Source organism: Bacteroides sp. CAG:633 (assembly GCF_000435115.1).
In the GTDB taxonomy this organism is placed as follows: Bacteria; Bacteroidota; Bacteroidia; order Bacteroidales; family Bacteroidaceae; genus Bacteroides; species Bacteroides ndongoniae.
Genome location: NZ_FR883057.1, coordinates 1 through 17,021, shown reverse-complemented (window position 1 = coordinate 17,021; position 17,021 = coordinate 1). Strand labels below are relative to the sequence as shown.

Genomic DNA, 17,021 nt, shown 5'->3' with positions numbered 1-17,021 from the left:
GCCTGTGTCAGCACGAAGTGTGGAATATACACAGGTCGCAACAAAAGATGAGGCTTGCAGTCAGTGGGTCGATTCTGTTTTTTCCCGGTTAACACGGAACGAGAAGATCGGACAATTACTGGTGGCTACGTTGCCGGCTGAGGCAAGCCGCCAGAATAAAAAGATGGTCCGTACGTTGGTTAGAAAATACAAAATCGGTGGATTGGTATTCGATGGAGGTACTCCGGAAGAACAGGCTATTCTGACTAATCTGGCACAGGGCGGATCTGAACTCCCCTTGTTGATTACGACACGGGGAAGACGCCTGTCGGATCGTCTTTCGGGAGTCCCTGTGTTCCCTAATGAGGCAGCTTTGCAATGCATGACAGATACAATACTGATGCAGAAGTATCGTACTGAAGCCTTACGTGAGTTTCATGAACTGGGGATGTTTGGTGATATTTTGCCAGCAGAACTGGAAGGCGAACGTTTTCTGGAAGGTATGGTTGTGTCTTACGGAAATGCTTTGCGCGAACATGATGAATTGGTGAAAGCATTGCAGTCGGGCGAACTGACAGAAGATGAGTTGGAGGAACGCTGCCGAAAAGTGTTGGCACGTAAATATATGTTGGGTTTACGTGGACGGCAGCCGAAATTGCAGGTCAGTGGCATCAGTTATCGTATTAATACTGAATCGGCACAGGCTTTGGCTGCCGATTTGCGTCGGGCTGCGGTGACGGTAGTCAGCAACTATTTTGGAGTTTTACCTTTGGCGCCGGTTGAAGGAGATATTGCGGTGCTTAGTATTGGCGAAGCAGGAAAAGACTCGGCTTTTGTGGAAAGATTGAAGGAGAGTGCCGGGATTGTCCGTTATCAGTTGGCTGCCGATGCTGATGCGGCGGCGTGTGAATCGGTAAGGTTAGAGTTGCAGCCGTTTCGTCGTATGATTGTCAGTATCACAGGACAGGGTTTACAGATATTGGGTCCTGAAGTGCAGAACTTTCTGGAAAGCCTGGAAGTACAAGCTCCGTTGGTCTATGCGTTCTTTGCTCCTTTTCAGTCAACATATGCGTTGGAGCAGGCTTTGGCAAGGTCCAGTGCGTTAGTGTTGGCTCATTCTCAAGAATCTGATTTGCAGCAGTATGTAGCCGATGTTTTGTTTGCGAAGGCTTCGGTAACGGGGCGTCTGTTTGTCAATATAGGCCGGTCTTTTCCGGTGGGAGCAGGATGCAGTATTGCAACGGGAATGAAACCGGTACGGATGTTACCCGAAGATATCGGAATGAAGTCGTACGTTTTGCAGCAGATAGATAAAGTGGCCATAGACGGGCTGAAAAAAGGTGTATATCCAGGGTGCCGGATTCTGGTCTGGAAAAATGGCCAGGCTATTTATGACAGAGGTTTCGGAACGCATTCTTTGCAGGACACGACTTCGGTTCGGCAGACTGATATGTTCGATTTGGGTGCATTGACTATGCCTATGTCTACTGTGTTGGCGGTGATGAAGTTGTATGAGGAAGGACGATTGAAACTGGATGCTAAAGTATCTTCTTATCTTCCTTTTTTGCGCGGCAGTAATAAACGCAACATTACGATTCGTGACCTGTTGTTTCACGAAGCCGGATTGGCACCTCATTTACGTTTCTACATTGAAACGATCGATCCGCGTTCTGTACACGGACCATATGCCCAAAGTTGGGCAGACCAGTGGCATCGGACACGGGTCAGCGAGCACAGCTATTTTTGTACAGATTTTAAGTTTAAGAAGGGGTTGATATCGTCTTCGCGGACGTCTTCACATACATTGCAGGTGGCTGATGGACTGTGGCTGAACAAAAGTTTTAAGAATACTATGTTGCAAATGATTGCCAAAAGTGATCTGATAGGCAGGCGTTCGGTGTACAGTAGTCTGGCTGGAATCCTGTTGCAACAGGTGGTGGAATCAATAACACAATTGCCGCTGAATCTGTATGTGGCAAGAGAGTTTTATGCTCCGATGGGGTTGCAGCGTACAATGTATTTGCCATTGTCGCGTTATGATAAGTCGGAAGTAATGCCGACTGCCTTCAATGATTTCTTATGCCGGCAGGATTTGTGCGGATACGTTTATGATAAGACAGCAGCCTGTATGGGTGGTGTGTCGGGCAATGCCGGATTGTTTTCGACAGCCGGTGAGGTGGCTACTGTTTTCCAAATGCTGTTGAATGGTGGAGAATGGAACGGAAAGCGCTTCTTGAACGAACAAACTTGTCGTCTGTTTACTACCGAGACGTCGAAGTACAGTCGTCGTGGTTTGGGCTTTGACCGTCCTGACGCTTCGGTTGCATTGCGTAGTCCTTGTTCGCTGTCTACGCCGGCAACGGTTTATGGACATACAGGTTCTACCGGAACATGCGCTTGGGCCGATCCGGAGAACGGGTTGGTATATGTATTCCTTAGTAACAGTCTTTGTCCGAATGCTTGGAATACGAAACTGGGCGATTTGGATATCCGTGAAAATATTCAGGAACTGATTTATCAGAGTTTGAAGAAATAGATAAAAATATCTTGTGGATTATGATGAAACGATTGCTATTCTTCCTTTTAGTCTTTATGGTTTGTTGTGGACATGTGGCTTCCGATAGGAGCTTGTCTCTTGTTCCACCCGAACCGACTGCACCGGTGGAACCGTTGATGATACGCCCTTTTGCGGATGATGTGCGTTGCAGGCAGTGGGTGGATTCGGTGATGGAAGAGCTGACTTTGGAAGAACGTATCGGGCAATTGTTTATTTATACCATCGCACCGCAGCCTACGAAGAAGAACAGGGAACTCTTACGTAAGGTCGTAAAGGACTATAAGGTTGGCGGTCTGCTCTTTTCGGGCGGACAGTTACAGAATCAGGTGACACTGACTAATGAAGCACAGCGGATGGCTGAGGTTCCACTGTTGATGACTTTTGATGGGGAATGGGGGCTGGCAATGCGCTTGCGTGGTACTCCTTCGTTTCCTAGGAATATGGTGCTGGGATGTATTCAGGACGACAGCCTGATTTATGAATATGGCCGTGAAGTGGCCCGTCAGTGTCGCGAACTTGGAGTGCAGGTCAATTTTGCACCGGTAGCCGACGTTAACATCAATCCGGAGAATCCGGTTATCAATACTCGCTCTTTTGGCGAAAGTCCGGTAAACGTAGCAAGTAAAGTGATTGCTTATGCCACTGGACTTGAATCGGGTGGCGTATTGTCTGTCAGCAAACACTTCCCCGGGCACGGTGATACTGATACCGATTCGCATAAGGAACTTCCTTTATTACCTTTCAGCCGTGAGCGTCTGGACAGTGTGGAACTGTATCCTTTTAAGAAGGCTATCCGTGCCGGTGTAAGCGGCATTATGGTGGGGCATCTGGAAGTACCTGTTTTCGAGGTACGTAACGGATTGCCTTCGTCGTTGTCGCGTAATGTGGTGTACGACTTGTTGACGAGAGAACTGAAGTTTCAGGGACTTGTTTTTACGGATGCACTTGCCATGAAGGGGGTAGGCGAGAGTGCAACGCTTTGTCTTCAGGCGTTGAAGGCTGGTAATGACTTGTTGCTGGTGCCGCGCCGTATCAAAGAGGAAGTGGCCGCTGTGCATGCAGCTGTGAAGCATGGCGAACTGTCGCGTGAAGAGATTGATGCCAAATGCCGGAAGGTGTTGACTTATAAATATGCTTTGGGCTTGAGCAAGAAGCCTCATATCCGTCTATCTGGACTGACCAATCGGATTGACCGACCGCATACGCGTGACCTGATACGACGTCTCAATCTGGCATCTATTACAGTACTGGGCAATGATTCCGAACTGTTGCCTCTTGATCCGGTAGTAAAAAAGGTTGCGGTGCTGAATGTTGGCGAACCAAATGGATTGAAGCCTTTCTTGAAGGAGCTATCGGTTTATACTCAACCGAAGGAGTTCTGTCTGACACAGAATATGACGGAGGAAAACCGGAAACAACTGATGGATTCGTTGGCAAACTACAAGCGTATCGTGGTAGGCATTACTGTACGAAAACTGTCAGCCTATAAGTCTTTCTTTGATAATTTTGCGCCCAGTGTGCCGGTTGCTTTTGTGGCATTTGTTTCTGGAAAGGAACTTGTTCCAATAGAAAAATGTATGGCAAAGGCCGGTGCGGTAGTGCTTGCTCATTCGTCGGAAGACGATGTGCAATGTCAGGTGGCAAAGATATTATACGGAAAGGCTTGTGCCAATGGCAGGTTGTCGGCAAGTATCGGCAGTCTGTTTGCAGCAGGAGCCGGGACAGATGTTGGGCCACGAACGGTGCCTCATTTCATTCCAGAAGAACATGGCATGAACTCGCAAAAATTGGCGTGTATCGACTCGATTGCCCAGGAAGGAATCCGTAGAGGGGCTTATCCGGGTTGCCAGATTGTGGTGTGGAAGGATGGTAAGGAAATGTACAACAAGGCGTTTGGAACACACGGGCGGATGAGCCGGAACGGAACTGCAGAAATTCCAGTGAAGCCGACCGATGTGTACGACATTGCCTCGCTGACCAAAACAACGGCTACCCTGCTGGCTGTGATGAAGCTGTACGATGAAGGTAAATTGAATCTGACTGATCGGATAGGAGACATTTTGCCTTTTCTGAAGAATACCGACAAGCGCAACATTACCATTCGCGAACTGCTGTTGCATGAATCGGGACTTCCTTCTACCTTGCTGTTCTACGGAGAAGCTATTGATAAGGATAGCTATCGGGGCGGACTTTACAAACAGAAGCCGGATAAGTTGCATTCGGTACGGATAGGAGCCAGCACATGGGCCAATCCGAATTTCCGTTTCAAGAAAGGGCTTGTCTCCAAAGTACGTACGTCGTCTCATGTCTGGCAGGTGTCCGACAGTCTTTGGCTTGACAAGTCGTTCACGCAGATTTATTTGCAGAAGATTGCGGATGCACCTTTGAGGGATAAGCGCTATCGCTACAGTTGTGTAGGTTTTATCGTACTTCAGCAAGTAGTCGAAACTTTGTCTGGCCTGCCGTTGGATGCATATCTGGAGAAAGTGTTTTATGCTCCTATGGGATTGACGCATACAGCTTATTTGCCGCTTCGACGGTTGCCGAAAGAAGAATTTGTACCTTCATCTTCCGATCCGTTTCTGCGGAAAACGGTTCTTCGCGGATATGTGCACGATGAGTCGGCTGCTTTTCTGGGAGGAGTGTCGGGCAATGCCGGACTGTTTTCGAATGCCGGTGAGGTGGCAAAGATTTATCAGATGCTGCTGAACGGTGGAGAGTTGGACGGAAAACGTTATCTGAGCAGGGAGACATGTCGTTTCTTTACGACCAGTGTTTCTAAAATAAGTCGCCGTGGACTGGGCTTTGACAAGCCAGATAGTCGGCATCCGGAAAAGAGTCCTTGCGGTAAGTTGGCTCCGGCTTCGGTTTACGGCCATACAGGGTTCACCGGCACGTGTGCCTGGGTCGACCCGGATAACCGTCTGGTGTATGTTTTCCTCAGTAACCGCATTTATCCGGATGTATGGAATACGAAGCTGATGAAGCTGGATATCCGTACTCGCATACAGGATGCAATCTACCGCTCACTGATAAAAGAATGAGCGGTGGGTTGTCCAGTTTAATCGGCTTCGTACATGTTTGAAGCAATCACGCAAGAATGTTTTCTATCAGACTTAGTTCTTCCTGGGTGAAAGATGTGTTGTCGAGAGCTTTCAGATTGTCTGCCAGTTGGCCTACAGAGCTGGCACCTATAATGACCGAAGTTACCGATTCGTCTTTCAGCAACCATGCCAGCGACATTTCAGCCAGCGTTTGTCCGCGTTGCAAGGCCAGGGCGTTCAAGGCTTTGATCCTGTTCAGGGTTTCTTCTGTCAGGACTTCTTTTTTCAGGAATCCACCCCGTGCCATGCGTGAATCTTCCGGAATACCGTTCAGATAGCGGTTAGTCAGCAGGCCTTGGGCTAGCGGTGAGAAAGCGATAAAGCCGCTACCGTTCTCTTGTGCCTGTTTCAGGATGCCTGCTTTTTCGGGTTCGCGACTGAAGAGGCTGTATCTTCCTTGATAGAGTAGGCAGTGTACGTCTCTTTCTGCCAGATATTGGTAGGCGAAGGCTGCCTTTTCGGCGGGATATTTGGAGATACCTACATAGAGCGCTTTTCCCTGACGAACAATGTCGACAAGGGTTTGCAAGGTTTCTTCGAGCGGTGTGTTGGGGTCGTAGCGGTGGGAGTAGAATATGTCCACGTAGTCTAGATTCATTCTTTTAAGGCTTTGGTTCAAGCTGCTCATCAGCGATTTGCGCGACCCCCAGTCGCCATAGGGACCAGGCCACATTTCATGCCCGGCTTTGGTCGATATGAACAGTTCGTCGCGGTAGGGCATGAAAGATTTCTTCATGATTGTGCCGAAAGTTTCTTCAGCCGAGCCAGCGGAGGGGCCGTAATTGTTGGCAAGGTCGAAGTGGGTGATGCCTCGGTCGAAGGCGTAGTAGGCCATGGCTTGTGAATTGGCAAATGTGTCCACATCGCCGAAGTTATGCCACAGTCCCAGTGAGATTTCGGGTAACAGGATGCCGCTGCGTCCGCAACGGCGATACTTCATTCCGTTATTATACCGGTTATCGTCAGGTCTATAGTCAAAGGGTTGCATGGTGATTATTCTTTTTAGTGTCTTTAAATAGGGTTGCTCAGGCTTCATTCGAAAACGTTTGGAAGAATGAGTGTCTGGAATAGGTTTGCCTGTTACAAAGGTAATGATAAAATATGAATTTGCATTGCTTTTCTTCGACACTTCATATAGCCTTAATAGACACTTGCACGGCTCATGAGCGACACTTGTACGGCTCGCGAGAAACACTTGCGCGGCTTATGAGCCACACAAGTGTGGCTCGGATGCTATGTTTTTATGGTGAAATCAGATATTGTTGGAGCTGATTTTGCTTTATTTGCTATTGTTGAAAGGAATTCTGCTTATTCCTTTCACGCTTTCACCTGTGAGTTAATTTGCTGATAGGTAATGGGGTATGGTGAAACTTCACGTTTCGTGCACCTTTCACAGGCGCATAAAACAAAAAAGACCGCCAAGAGTGGAAGCCTCTCAACAGTCTTATCTTATTAGAGTAGCGGGACCCGGGATTGAACCGGGGACCTCATGATTATGAATCATGCGCTCTAACCAGCTGAGCTATCCCGCCATCATTTCTCGATTGCGGGTGCAAAGATAGAGCATTTATTTGAACTACCAAAACTTTTCGTGCCTTTTTTGTGTATTTTTTCTCTGAAACTTCAATGAAGCATGTGAAACATCTTTTTTTATCTCTTTATTTTGTATTGATTATCAGTTTGTTGTGGTGAAATATGCTCTTCTGTGGGAACAAAAAGCATAGATTCCTTTTTCTAATTAGAAAAAAGTATTTATCTTGGCAACGCAAAAGAAAGCTGAATAATGACTATGGAAAGAAAGAAAATACACCTGGAATACCTTTTGAACGCGACTTCTAAAAGCATCCTTTGGTCTGCCATCAGTACTCCTACCGGCTTGGAAGGCTGGTTTGCAGACAGAGTGCAGTCGGATGATAAGATTGTAGACTTCTTTTGGGGTAAAACGGAAAAGCGAACCGCCGAGATTGTGGCTGTACGTGCTTATTCATTTATCCGTTTCCGTTGGTTGGACAATGAAATCCCTCGCGAGTATTTTGAACTAAAGATGACAAATAGCGAACTGACCAATGACTTTGTACTCGAAATTACTGACTTTGCTGCCGCCAACGAGGTGGATGACGTACGTGAGTTGTGGGAGTCGCAGGTGGAGACATTACGGAGAACGTGTGGTTTTTAGTTAACTTTCGATTAAAAATTTTCCGTACTCCTTTTTTTGTGCTACTTTTGTGTCTTCAATGCATGATACGAATAAGATGCTGCGCATAAAAAAGTTAGATATATTTATATTGAAGAGTTTTTGCCTGCTGTTTGTAGGCACTTTCTTTATCTGCCTTTTCATCTTCATGATGCAGTTCCTGTGGAGGTATGTAGACGAAATGGTAGGAAAGGGACTGGAAATTTCAGTCTTGGCTCAATTCTTTTTCTATTCGGCACTGACGTTGGTACCGGTGTCGCTTCCTTTGGCCATTCTGTTGGCTGCCCTGATCACGTTCGGAAACTTTGGTGAGAGGTTCGAGTTGCTGGCTATGAAGGCGGCAGGTATTTCTCTGATCAAAATCATGCGTCCGCTGATTGTATTCATTTCGCTGATTTGTTGTGTATCCTTTTATTTTCAGAACGTTGTGGGTCCTAAGGCACAGACCAAACTGTGGACGTTACTTCTTTCCATGAAACAGAAATCGCCCGAGTTGGACATTCCCGAAGGCGTGTTCTACGACGAGATAGAGGGTTACAACCTGTATGTGAAGCACAAAGACCGTAAGACCGGTATGCTGTACGACGTACTGATATATAATTTCGAGAAAGGATTCGAGAACGCACAGATCATCAAAGCCGACTCCGGACGCCTGGAGATGACAGCAGATAAACAGCACTTATATTTGCATCTGTTCAGTGGCGAGCAGTTCGAGAATCTGAAGTCGCAGAGCATGAACCAGAAGAACGTGCCCTATCAGCGCGAAGCTTTCCGTGAGAAACATGCCATCATAGAGTTCGACTCTGACTTCAACATGGCCGACGAAGGCTTTATGAGCGGGCAGTCGAGCAGTAAAAATATGGCAACGTTGGAGGCGGACATTGATTCGATGAAGGTGCTGAACGACAGTGTGGGGCGGGCTTATTATAACGAAGCGATGGAAGCTACTTACCGGCCTGTACCCCATCTGACAAAGTCTGATACGACCAAGATAGAGAAAGCCGTACTTTCCAGTTTCAATGTAGACAGTCTGTTTGATGCGGCAACGCTGATGGAGAAACAGAAGATCATTTCATCGGCTGTGAGCCGTGCCGAGTCGGCAGCAAGCGACTGGAGCTTCAAAGGTTTTAATATACAACAGACTGAGTCTTCCCTTCGAAAGCATATGACTGCTTGGCACGAAAAGTTTACCCTTTCGTTGGCCTGCCTGATATTCTTCTTCATCGGTGCTCCCTTGGGCGGTATCATCCGCAAAGGTGGTTTGGGTATGCCGGTGGTAGTGTCGGTGCTGATATTCATTATCTATTATATCATTAATAATACGGGCTACAAGATGGCGCGCGATGGCAAGTGGATTGTCTGGATGGGTATGTGGACCAGTACAGCCATTCTGGCACCGTTAGGAGCTTTCCTTACTTACAAGTCCAACAACGACTCTGTAGTGCTGAACGCTGATGCCTATATTAATTGGTTTAAGAAGATTGTCGGTATCCGCAGTGTGCGGCACATGTTCCGTAAGGAAGTCATCATTCACGACCCCGATTATGACAGAATCCCCGGTGACTTGCAGCAGCTTTCGGACGATTGTCGCGACTATGTGGCAAGAAATGACCTGAAGCATGCTCCAAATTATTTCAGACTGTGGATGAACGATAAGGTGGACGAGGAAGTAGAGAAGATCAACGAACGTATGGAGGCGCTGATTGACGAAATGTCGAACACGCGTGCCATGTCGTTGCTGACAGCTTTGAACAATTATCCGGTGATACCTGTTCATGCTCATGTACGTCCGTTCCATAATTATTGGCTGAACCTGGCCTGCGGAGTCGTGTTCCCGGTAGGACTGTTTTTCTATTTCCGTATTTGGGCGTTCCGCATACGGTTGAGTAAGGATATGGAGCGTGTCATAAAGACAAACGAAGATGTGATATATATCATAAAGAATCTCAGGGATAAATAAATAATAACGATATGGAAAATGTAAAACTGAATACCATAGAAGAAGCCATTGAAGAATTCAAGGCTGGTAACTTTGTCATCGTAGTAGACGATGAAGATCGTGAAAACGAGGGCGACCTTATTATCGCTGCCGAAAAGATTACCCCCGAGAAGGTAAACTTCATGTTGAAACATGCGCGTGGTGTGCTGTGTGCTCCGATTACCGTGTCGCGTTGCAAGGAATTGGACTTGCCACATCAGGTGCTCGACAATACTTCCGTACTGGGAACTCCTTTTACGGTGACTATCGATAAACTGGAAGGCTGTTCAACCGGTGTATCGGCTGCCGACCGTGCTGCTACCATTCAGGCGTTGGCCGATCCGGCGTCGACTCCTGCTACTTTCGGTCGTCCCGGTCATATTAATCCGCTTTATGCTCAGGAAAAAGGCGTACTTCGCCGTGCCGGACATACCGAGGCTACCGTTGATATGTGTCGTCTGGCAGGACTCTATCCGGCTGGTGCGCTGATGGAGATAATGAACGATGACGGAACCATGGCCCGTTTACCTGAGTTGCGTAAAATGGCCGATGAATACGGACTGAAGCTTATCTCTATCCGTGATATGATTGCTTACCGTCTGAAGCAAGAATCTATTGTTGAGAAGGGGGTAGAGGTGCACATGCCTACCCAGCATGGTGATTTCCGCCTGATCGCTTTCCGTCAGAAATCCAACGGGCTGGAGCACGTGGCCTTGTTCAAGGGCGAGTGGGAACCGGACGAACCGATTCTGGTACGTGTACACTCTTCGTGTGCTACGGGTGATATTTTCGCTTCCAAGCGTTGCGACTGTGGCGAGCAGCTTCACAAAGCGATGGAAATGATTGAAAAGGCAGGCAAGGGAGTGGTCGTTTATCTGAATCAGGAAGGCCGTGGCATCGGATTGATGGAGAAAATGAAAGCCTATAAGTTGCAGGAAGACGGTATGGATACGGTGGATGCCAACATCTGTCTGGGCCATTTGGCCGATGAACGCGACTACGGTGTGGGTGCTCAGATTCTTCGTGAGCTGGGCGTACACAAAATGCGTCTGATGACCAACAATCCTGTGAAACGTGTAGGCCTTGAAGCTTACGGACTGGAGATTACCGAGAATGTTCCTATCGAAACGACTCCCAATCCTTACAACGAGCGCTACCTGCGTACGAAGAAAGAGCGCATGGGGCATACGCTACACTTCAATAAGTAATTTGACTATTTGTTTTTCCGTGTCGGGAAAAATCTGTTATTTTGCAATCGGAATATAACAACCTTCTAAATATAGAAATAAGATGAATCAATTATCTGACCGTTTGAACAGTCTGTCGCCGTCGGCGACATTGGCCATGTCTCAGAAAAGTGCCGAACTGAAGGCACAGGGCGTGGATGTGATTAACCTGAGTGTCGGTGAACCTGACTTCAATACTCCCGACCACATTAAAGAGGCTGCTAAACAGGCAATCGACGAGAACTATTCCCGTTATTCTCCCGTAGCCGGATATCCAGCCTTGCGTAATGCTATCGTGGCCAAACTGAAAAACGAAAACGGTCTGGACTATACCGCTGCCCAGATTTCGTGTGCCAATGGTGCTAAGCAATCGGTGTGCAACACTGTTTTGGCACTTGTCAATCCGGGTGATGAAGTCATTGTTCCTGCTCCTTACTGGGTTAGCTATCCGGAGATGGTGAAACTGGCCGAGGGTACACCTGTTATTGTAACGGCTGGTATCGAACAGGATTTTAAAATGACTCCTGCTCAGCTGGAGGCTGCCATTACACCAAAGACTAAAGCATTGATTCTTTGCTCTCCGTCCAATCCGACGGGTTCGGTCTACAGTGCCGAGGAATTGGCCGGACTGGCTGCTGTGCTCGAAAAGCACCCGCAGGTAATCGTTATTGCCGACGAGATTTATGAACATATCAACTATATTGGCCGTCATCACAGCATTGCCCAGATTCCGTCGATGAAAGACCGTACGGTTATCGTCAACGGTGTATCAAAAGCATACGCTATGACAGGCTGGCGTATCGGTTTCATTGCCGGTCCCGAATGGATTGTAAAAGGCGTGAACAAGTTGCAGGGACAGTATACTTCAGGTCCTTGCTCTGTATCGCAGAAAGCAGCCGAAGCAGCTTACACAGGTACGCAAGCTCCGGTAGAAGAGATGCGTCAGGCTTTCCAACGCCGTCGCGATCTTATTGTGAAGCTGGCTAAGGAAGTACCGGGCTTCGAAGTGAATGTTCCCGAAGGTGCTTTCTACCTCTTCCCCAAATGTAGTTCGTTCTTCGGAAAGTCGGCTGGTGACCGTAAGATCAATACTTCCGATGATTTGGCTATGTACCTGCTCGAAGTAGGTCACGTGGCTTGTGTAGGCGGAACTTCTTTCGGTGCGCCCGATTGCATCCGTATGAGCTATGCTACTAGCGATGAAAACATTGTTGAGGCTATTCGCCGCATCAAGGAAGCATTGGCTGCACTGAAGTAAGCTGTAGTTATACAAATAATTATTATAAATCCTCTTGCCGGATTCCTTTTTCGGGTACGGCAAGAGGATTTTTCTTTTATCTTTGTTTTTATATTGGGAGACAGTAATATTGGATGAGGTAGAGCTGTATTCTTATTCTGGTTTTGCTTGCGTGACTGTTTGGACTAATGGATAAAAAGAACATAGATTGACTAAAATAGCAGTGATTATGAAAAGAAGTTTGTATTTATTGGCTGGTGTGCTGGCTGCTTCTTTGATGGGAAGCAGTTGTGGCAGTGGTGCGCAGAAAAAAGCAGCAGCAGAGAGTGAAGAACAAGCTCTGTTTGTTTGTATGGACACTATTACGATGGAACGTGACGGAGTGAAACTGACGTGGATACGTGATAATGCTAAAGAACGGCTGATGCCGGTGAGTCTGTTTGGCGATGTGCCGCAACAGTTGGTTGACAGTTTGGGAATAGCCGATGGAATACCTTCGTCAGTCAGTGCTTTTCTGGTGGAAGCTGATGGAAAGCATATTTTGTTTGATACGGGGATGGGAGCACCCGACAGCCGTCTGATGAAGGGATTGGAGGCCGCTGGTTTATCGCCTGCCGATATTGACTGTTTATTCCTGACCCATTTGCATTTCGATCATATAGGGGGAATGGTGAAGGCTGACAGTGCTGTATTCCCGCATGCTGAAGTATATGTTGCGCGCCAGGAATACGATGGTTGGATGCAGATGCCCGACGATCAGAAGGCAAAGGTTGTTGCTACGATGTCGGTTTACAAAGACCGGTTGCATTTGTTCGAATATGGTGATACGTTGCCGGCGGGGGTGGTAGCTTTGAATGCCGAAGGGCATACACCCGGTCATACGGTCTATCAGCTGGGTGGTTTTCTCGTTGTGGGCGATTTGATGCATGGAGCAGCTCTCCAGTTGGTGCGCCCAGACTTCTGTGCTTCTTATGATATGAATCCGGAAATGGCTGTCAAGAACCGTAAATACTATTTGGATTATGCCCGTCAGAATGGCTTGCTGATGGCTGGGATGCATCAGCCGACACGATGAATGAGGGTGGACTTATATGAAAAAAGGGATGCACCAGCAATGGCGTATCCCTTTATCTTTTCTGAATAGGATTGTATTATGCTCCCGGGTGAATTGCTTCAGAAGGACAAACATCTGCGCAAGTACCGCATTCTGTACATGCTTCAGGGTCGATAGAATACTTATCACCTTCAGAGATAGCGCCTACCGGACACTCGTCGATACAAGTTCCGCAAGCAATACAATCGTCACTAATTACGTAAGCCATTTTCGTTAGATTTTAAATTATTATTAGTACTAATTACGGCGACAAAAATAATGGTTTTCTTGGTTACTTGTTCCCTACTTCGTTTAAAAAAGATCTAATTTGTATGCTGTCTAAATAGAGTCGCTTTCGAAGCTTTGAGGAAGCTTAAAAGGCGGGTGTTGATTATCAGTTGATTAATTAGGAAAAATGAGAGCTGAATTTTCCCCAGTTAGAGAAAAATATTTTCCCAGTTGGGAAAACTTTTTTTCCTAACTGGGAAAATATAAAATCGTTTTTTATGAATATAATTCCAACCCAAATTCATCTTTCAGTTGGAGCAAGGCTTGGTTTTTCTGAGCCATCATTTGGAATTTTTCCACTCGCCCGTAAGCACGGACTTTCTCTGTTGGTGCGCTGATGCGTACGGTCATGGTGACTTTTCTGTTTTTCAGTCGGTTGCGCAAGTAGTCTTGTATGACGGGTATCATTCCGGTAAACTCCTTGGCAACGATTTCATTGTCGACTACTGCTTCGAAAGTCGTATCGTTCAGTAAGTTAAGATGCATGTTCTGCATTCGTTTGGCGATAGCGACCTGCTCTTTGGGCATTTGGCCGGCATATTCCTGCCAGTAGTAGTTTACGTCACGCTCGTTGAAGATATAGTCGTCAACAGGTTGGAATGTGGATGTCGTAGACGTATTGGAAGAAGGCGTAGTAATTTCCTTTTTCTCTTCTTCCTGACGCGGACGCTTGATGGAAATCCCCAATTTCGACATTTGGGTTACAGGGATTTTCTTCTCCTCTTTACCTTGTGCCAGCAGCACGGCGGTTGGTGTAGCATGTACTGGTGCTTCTTGGCGTGCATTGTTTGTAGCAGGAGCTGCTTGTTGCTGAGGTTGCACTGATGGTTGCTGTGGAGCAACAGTTGCCTGCTGTTGGGGCATGGCAGGGGTAGCCTGTGGCTGCTGAGCGGCGGCAGGCTGGTTGAATATAGGTTTTATGGCTTGTTTAGGGCTACGCCCACCACTGGCATCGTCCTCCCCGGCGGTGAGTTGCCCTACTTGAATCAATGTAAGTTCTACCAGCAGGCGTTTGTTTTTGCTCATTCGGTAGTTAAGGTCGCAATCGTTGCAAAGTTTCATTGCTTTGTACAGGAAGGGAACAGGGCATTTCTGTGCCTGTGCCTGATAACGGTCGCGGATGCTGGCGCCAACTTCGAGCAGTGAAGTGGTGGCAGGGTCTTTGCTGACCAACAGGTCGCGAAAGTGTGATGCCAGTCCGGTAATGAAATGACTGCCGTCGAAGCCCTTGTTCAGTACGTCGTTCAGCAATAACAGGGCATCGCTTATTTTGTTTTCAAGGAGCTGGTCGGTCAGTCTGAAGTAGTATTCATAGTCCAGTACATTCAGATTTTCGATAGCGCTTTGATAGGTAATGTGCCCTCCGGTGAAGCTGACTACCTGGTCGAAGATGGATAGGGCGTCGCGCATACCGCCATCGGCTTTCAGTGCGATTACGTTAAGTGCTTCGGGTTCGGCAGTGATGCCTTCCTTCGATGCTACGTATGCGAGGTGTGCAACAGTGTCTTCCACGCTGATGCGGCTAAAGTCGTATATTTGACAGCGCGAAAGGATGGTAGGCAGAATTTTGTGTTTCTCGGTCGTGGCAAGAATGAAAATGGCATGGCGGGGTGGCTCTTCCAATGTTTTCAGAAAAGCATTGAAGGCCGATGCCGAGAGCATGTGTACCTCGTCGATGATGTAGACCTTGTATTTGCCTATCTGTGGCGGAATACGTACTTGTTCTACCAGTTGCCGAATGTCATCAACTGAGTTGTTCGAGGCGGCGTCCAGCTCGTGTATGTTGTACGAACGTTGTTCGTTGAAAGCGGTGCACGACTCACATTCGTTGCATGCCTCGCCTTCGGCGGTGGGGTGCATGCAGTTGATGGTCTTGGCAAAAATACGGGCACAAGTAGTCTTGCCTACGCCTCGCGGTCCGCAGAAGAGGTAGGCATGTGCCAGTTTGCCGGTGGCAATGGCATTTTTCAGAGTAGTGGTCAGAGCCCGTTGTCCAACTACCGACTCGAAGGTCGAAGGACGGTACTTGCGGGCTGATACGATATAATTTTCCATATTTGGGAGTTTCTTGTCACTGTGGCCGGGATTCCGCGTACAAAATCTGGCTCCATTGGTCATACTGTGCAAAGATAGCACATACAAATCGAAAATCTCTATATTCGGTCAGACAAATTTTGCTTGTCGGTAATGTTGGGCTGGATGAAGATTATCTGTGTTTTGCAATTTTTTATTATCTGGTTGCTGCCGTTTCTCGCTTATTCCTTTTATCTTTGTGGCTGTAAATATTGGCTGTAAACATTTGTTGTATCGGCCGATTGTAGTCTTTTAATAGTTAAGGGCAGATGGATAAACTTGCTTCGCTTTGGGCTTACATCCGTAAGAACCGTTTTTTCAATAAATATCTGGTGACTTTAGTCATCTTTGCTGTGATATTGGGGTTTCTAGACGAGAATAATCTGATGCGTCGTTTTCAGTATGCGCGTGAAGAAAGTCGTTTGCGCAGTGAGATCGAAAAATATCGTAATGAGTATGAAGAGAATACGGAACGACTCAACGAGTTGGCTGTTGATTCGGGTGCTATCGAGCGTATTGCTCGTGAAAAGTATCTGATGAAGAAGCCCAATGAAGATATTTATGTATTTGAAGAAGATATAGAATAATGAAACAACTGATACCTGCTTTTTTTGTTGTAGGAGCCGTTATGGCTCTGACGGGTGCTGCCGTGTATATCACCGGATGGGAACTTGCTCCTTATATTTATACGATAGGGGCGGCTATGGTGGCGCTTGCGCAGATTAATTCTCCGTCCAAAAGTAAAAGTCCGAATGTGAAACGTTTGCGGCGTCAGCAGATTTTTGGAGCAATATTGCTGGTGCTGACGGGCGCTTTTATGTTCTTTACGCATGGCAACGAGTGGATTGTGTGTATGACGATTGCTGCTATTCTTGAACTTTATACTTCTGTGCGTATTCCACAGGAAGAAGCTAAAGAAGGTCTTTGAGTTTTACCGCTGCAATATTGATGTGAGGAAAGCTTTATGGGGAGAATAATGTACTGTTCTTCTGCTGAAGACTACATATTTTTTTGAGGGCGAGCTGCTGTTGATGCAACTCGTCTTTTTATTTTTGCTTGATCTGTCCCTTCTTCTTTTCTCCTCCTAGTCCTTTCCTTTGCGCCTCTTAGTCCCTATCTTTCCCCCTTTTTCCCTTTTTCTCCCCTTTTTGCTTCTTTTTCCCCTCGCGCGCGCACATGTGAATATATAATGTGTGCCCTTTTCTTTTCCCTACAATACCTTTTATAAAAACATGTTCTACAACATATCTATAAATCAGCTATTTAGCAAAAACTTCATCAAAAACATGAAA

The 17,021-nt window shown here is 46.9% G+C and carries 12 protein-coding genes and 1 tRNA gene; 9 read left to right on the top strand and 4 right to left on the bottom strand.

The genetic code is table 11. The features are described from left to right. Positions 1-19: 19 nt before the first annotated feature. Together QVP67_RS06960 and QVP67_RS06955 are read left to right on the top strand one after the other, a co-directional pair. Positions 20-2,515 (top strand): serine hydrolase, encoded by a 2,496-nt coding sequence (locus QVP67_RS06960; RefSeq protein WP_441293831.1) that lies wholly within the window; start codon positions 20-22, stop codon positions 2,513-2,515. A gap of 23 nt (positions 2,516-2,538) precedes the next feature. Continuing rightward, positions 2,539-5,580 carry a glycoside hydrolase family 3 N-terminal domain-containing protein gene (locus tag QVP67_RS06955; RefSeq protein WP_441293832.1) on the top strand — a complete coding sequence of 1,014 codons (3,042 nt, stop codon included), beginning with the start codon at positions 2,539-2,541 and terminating at the stop codon, positions 5,578-5,580. Positions 5,581-5,626: 46 nt separating this feature from the next. On the opposite strand, the gene QVP67_RS06950 is transcribed toward QVP67_RS06955, so the two are convergent. Next, positions 5,627-6,628 carry an aldo/keto reductase gene (locus QVP67_RS06950; RefSeq protein WP_022162846.1) on the bottom strand — a complete coding sequence of 334 codons (1,002 nt, stop codon included), beginning with the start codon at positions 6,626-6,628 and terminating at the stop codon, positions 5,627-5,629. 470 nt (positions 6,629-7,098) lie between these two features. Further along, a tRNA-Met gene (locus QVP67_RS06945) sits at positions 7,099-7,172 on the bottom strand. Positions 7,173-7,429: 257 nt separating this feature from the next. Here QVP67_RS06945 and QVP67_RS06940 point away from each other — a divergent pair. The 5 genes from QVP67_RS06940 (at position 7,430) to QVP67_RS06920 (ending at position 13,350) form a co-directional block, all read left to right on the top strand. Further along, entirely contained in the window at positions 7,430-7,816 is a 387-nt protein-coding gene (locus QVP67_RS06940; RefSeq protein WP_071149343.1) for an START-like domain-containing protein, read from the top strand. 76 nt (positions 7,817-7,892) lie between these two features. Beyond that, positions 7,893-9,794, top strand: coding sequence for an LptF/LptG family permease (locus QVP67_RS06935; RefSeq protein WP_287642395.1), 1,902 nt, complete (start codon positions 7,893-7,895; stop codon positions 9,792-9,794). An 11-nt stretch (positions 9,795-9,805) separates the two neighbouring features. Then, positions 9,806-11,020 carry a bifunctional 3,4-dihydroxy-2-butanone-4-phosphate synthase/GTP cyclohydrolase II gene (locus QVP67_RS06930; protein WP_022162843.1) on the top strand — a complete coding sequence of 405 codons (1,215 nt, stop codon included), beginning with the start codon at positions 9,806-9,808 and terminating at the stop codon, positions 11,018-11,020. An 82-nt stretch (positions 11,021-11,102) separates the two neighbouring features. Next, positions 11,103-12,296: a pyridoxal phosphate-dependent aminotransferase gene (locus tag QVP67_RS06925; RefSeq protein ID WP_022162842.1), complete on the top strand. Its 1,194-nt coding sequence runs from the start codon at positions 11,103-11,105 to the stop codon at positions 12,294-12,296. Between the two features lie 208 nt (positions 12,297-12,504). Continuing rightward, a complete protein-coding gene (locus tag QVP67_RS06920) occupies positions 12,505-13,350 on the top strand; it encodes an MBL fold metallo-hydrolase (RefSeq protein ID WP_022162841.1) in 846 nt (281 codons plus the stop codon). A gap of 76 nt (positions 13,351-13,426) precedes the next feature. On the opposite strand, the gene QVP67_RS06915 is transcribed toward QVP67_RS06920, so the two are convergent. Further along, positions 13,427-13,597, bottom strand: a complete 171-nt coding sequence (locus QVP67_RS06915; RefSeq protein ID WP_021846942.1) for a DUF362 domain-containing protein — start codon at positions 13,595-13,597, stop codon at positions 13,427-13,429. Positions 13,598-13,872: 275 nt separating this feature from the next. Then, positions 13,873-15,711, bottom strand: a complete 1,839-nt coding sequence (locus QVP67_RS06910; protein ID WP_022162840.1) for a DNA polymerase III subunit gamma/tau — start codon at positions 15,709-15,711, stop codon at positions 13,873-13,875. Between the two features lie 287 nt (positions 15,712-15,998). Between QVP67_RS06910 and QVP67_RS06905 the strand changes: the two genes are divergently transcribed. After that, positions 15,999-16,316 carry an FtsB family cell division protein gene (locus tag QVP67_RS06905; protein ID WP_022162839.1) on the top strand — a complete coding sequence of 106 codons (318 nt, stop codon included), beginning with the start codon at positions 15,999-16,001 and terminating at the stop codon, positions 16,314-16,316. Beyond that, on the top strand, positions 16,316-16,657 hold the full coding sequence (locus QVP67_RS06900; protein ID WP_022162838.1) for a hypothetical protein: 342 nt from the start codon (positions 16,316-16,318) through the stop codon (positions 16,655-16,657). The genes QVP67_RS06905 and QVP67_RS06900 overlap by 1 nt, the downstream gene beginning before the upstream one ends. The last annotated feature ends 364 nt before the right edge of the window (positions 16,658-17,021 follow it).

Bases quoted from the DNA above. Each gene is read 5' to 3' on its own strand.
- QVP67_RS06955 (WP_441293832.1), top strand. From the start codon at position 2,539: ATGAAACGATTGCTATTCTTCCTTTTAGTCTTTATGGTTTGTTGTGGA.
- QVP67_RS06950 (WP_022162846.1), bottom strand. From the start codon at position 6,628: ATGCAACCCTTTGACTATAGACCTGACGATAACCGGTATAATAACGGA.
- QVP67_RS06940 (WP_071149343.1), top strand. From the start codon at position 7,430: ATGGAAAGAAAGAAAATACACCTGGAATACCTTTTGAACGCGACTTCT.
- QVP67_RS06935 (WP_287642395.1), top strand. From the start codon at position 7,893: ATGCTGCGCATAAAAAAGTTAGATATATTTATATTGAAGAGTTTTTGC.
- QVP67_RS06930 (WP_022162843.1), top strand. From the start codon at position 9,806: ATGGAAAATGTAAAACTGAATACCATAGAAGAAGCCATTGAAGAATTC.
- QVP67_RS06925 (WP_022162842.1), top strand. From the start codon at position 11,103: ATGAATCAATTATCTGACCGTTTGAACAGTCTGTCGCCGTCGGCGACA.
- QVP67_RS06920 (WP_022162841.1), top strand. From the start codon at position 12,505: ATGAAAAGAAGTTTGTATTTATTGGCTGGTGTGCTGGCTGCTTCTTTG.
- QVP67_RS06915 (WP_021846942.1), bottom strand. From the start codon at position 13,597: ATGGCTTACGTAATTAGTGACGATTGTATTGCTTGCGGAACTTGTATC.
- QVP67_RS06910 (WP_022162840.1), bottom strand. From the start codon at position 15,711: ATGGAAAATTATATCGTATCAGCCCGCAAGTACCGTCCTTCGACCTTC.
- QVP67_RS06905 (WP_022162839.1), top strand. From the start codon at position 15,999: ATGGATAAACTTGCTTCGCTTTGGGCTTACATCCGTAAGAACCGTTTT.
- QVP67_RS06900 (WP_022162838.1), top strand. From the start codon at position 16,316: ATGAAACAACTGATACCTGCTTTTTTTGTTGTAGGAGCCGTTATGGCT.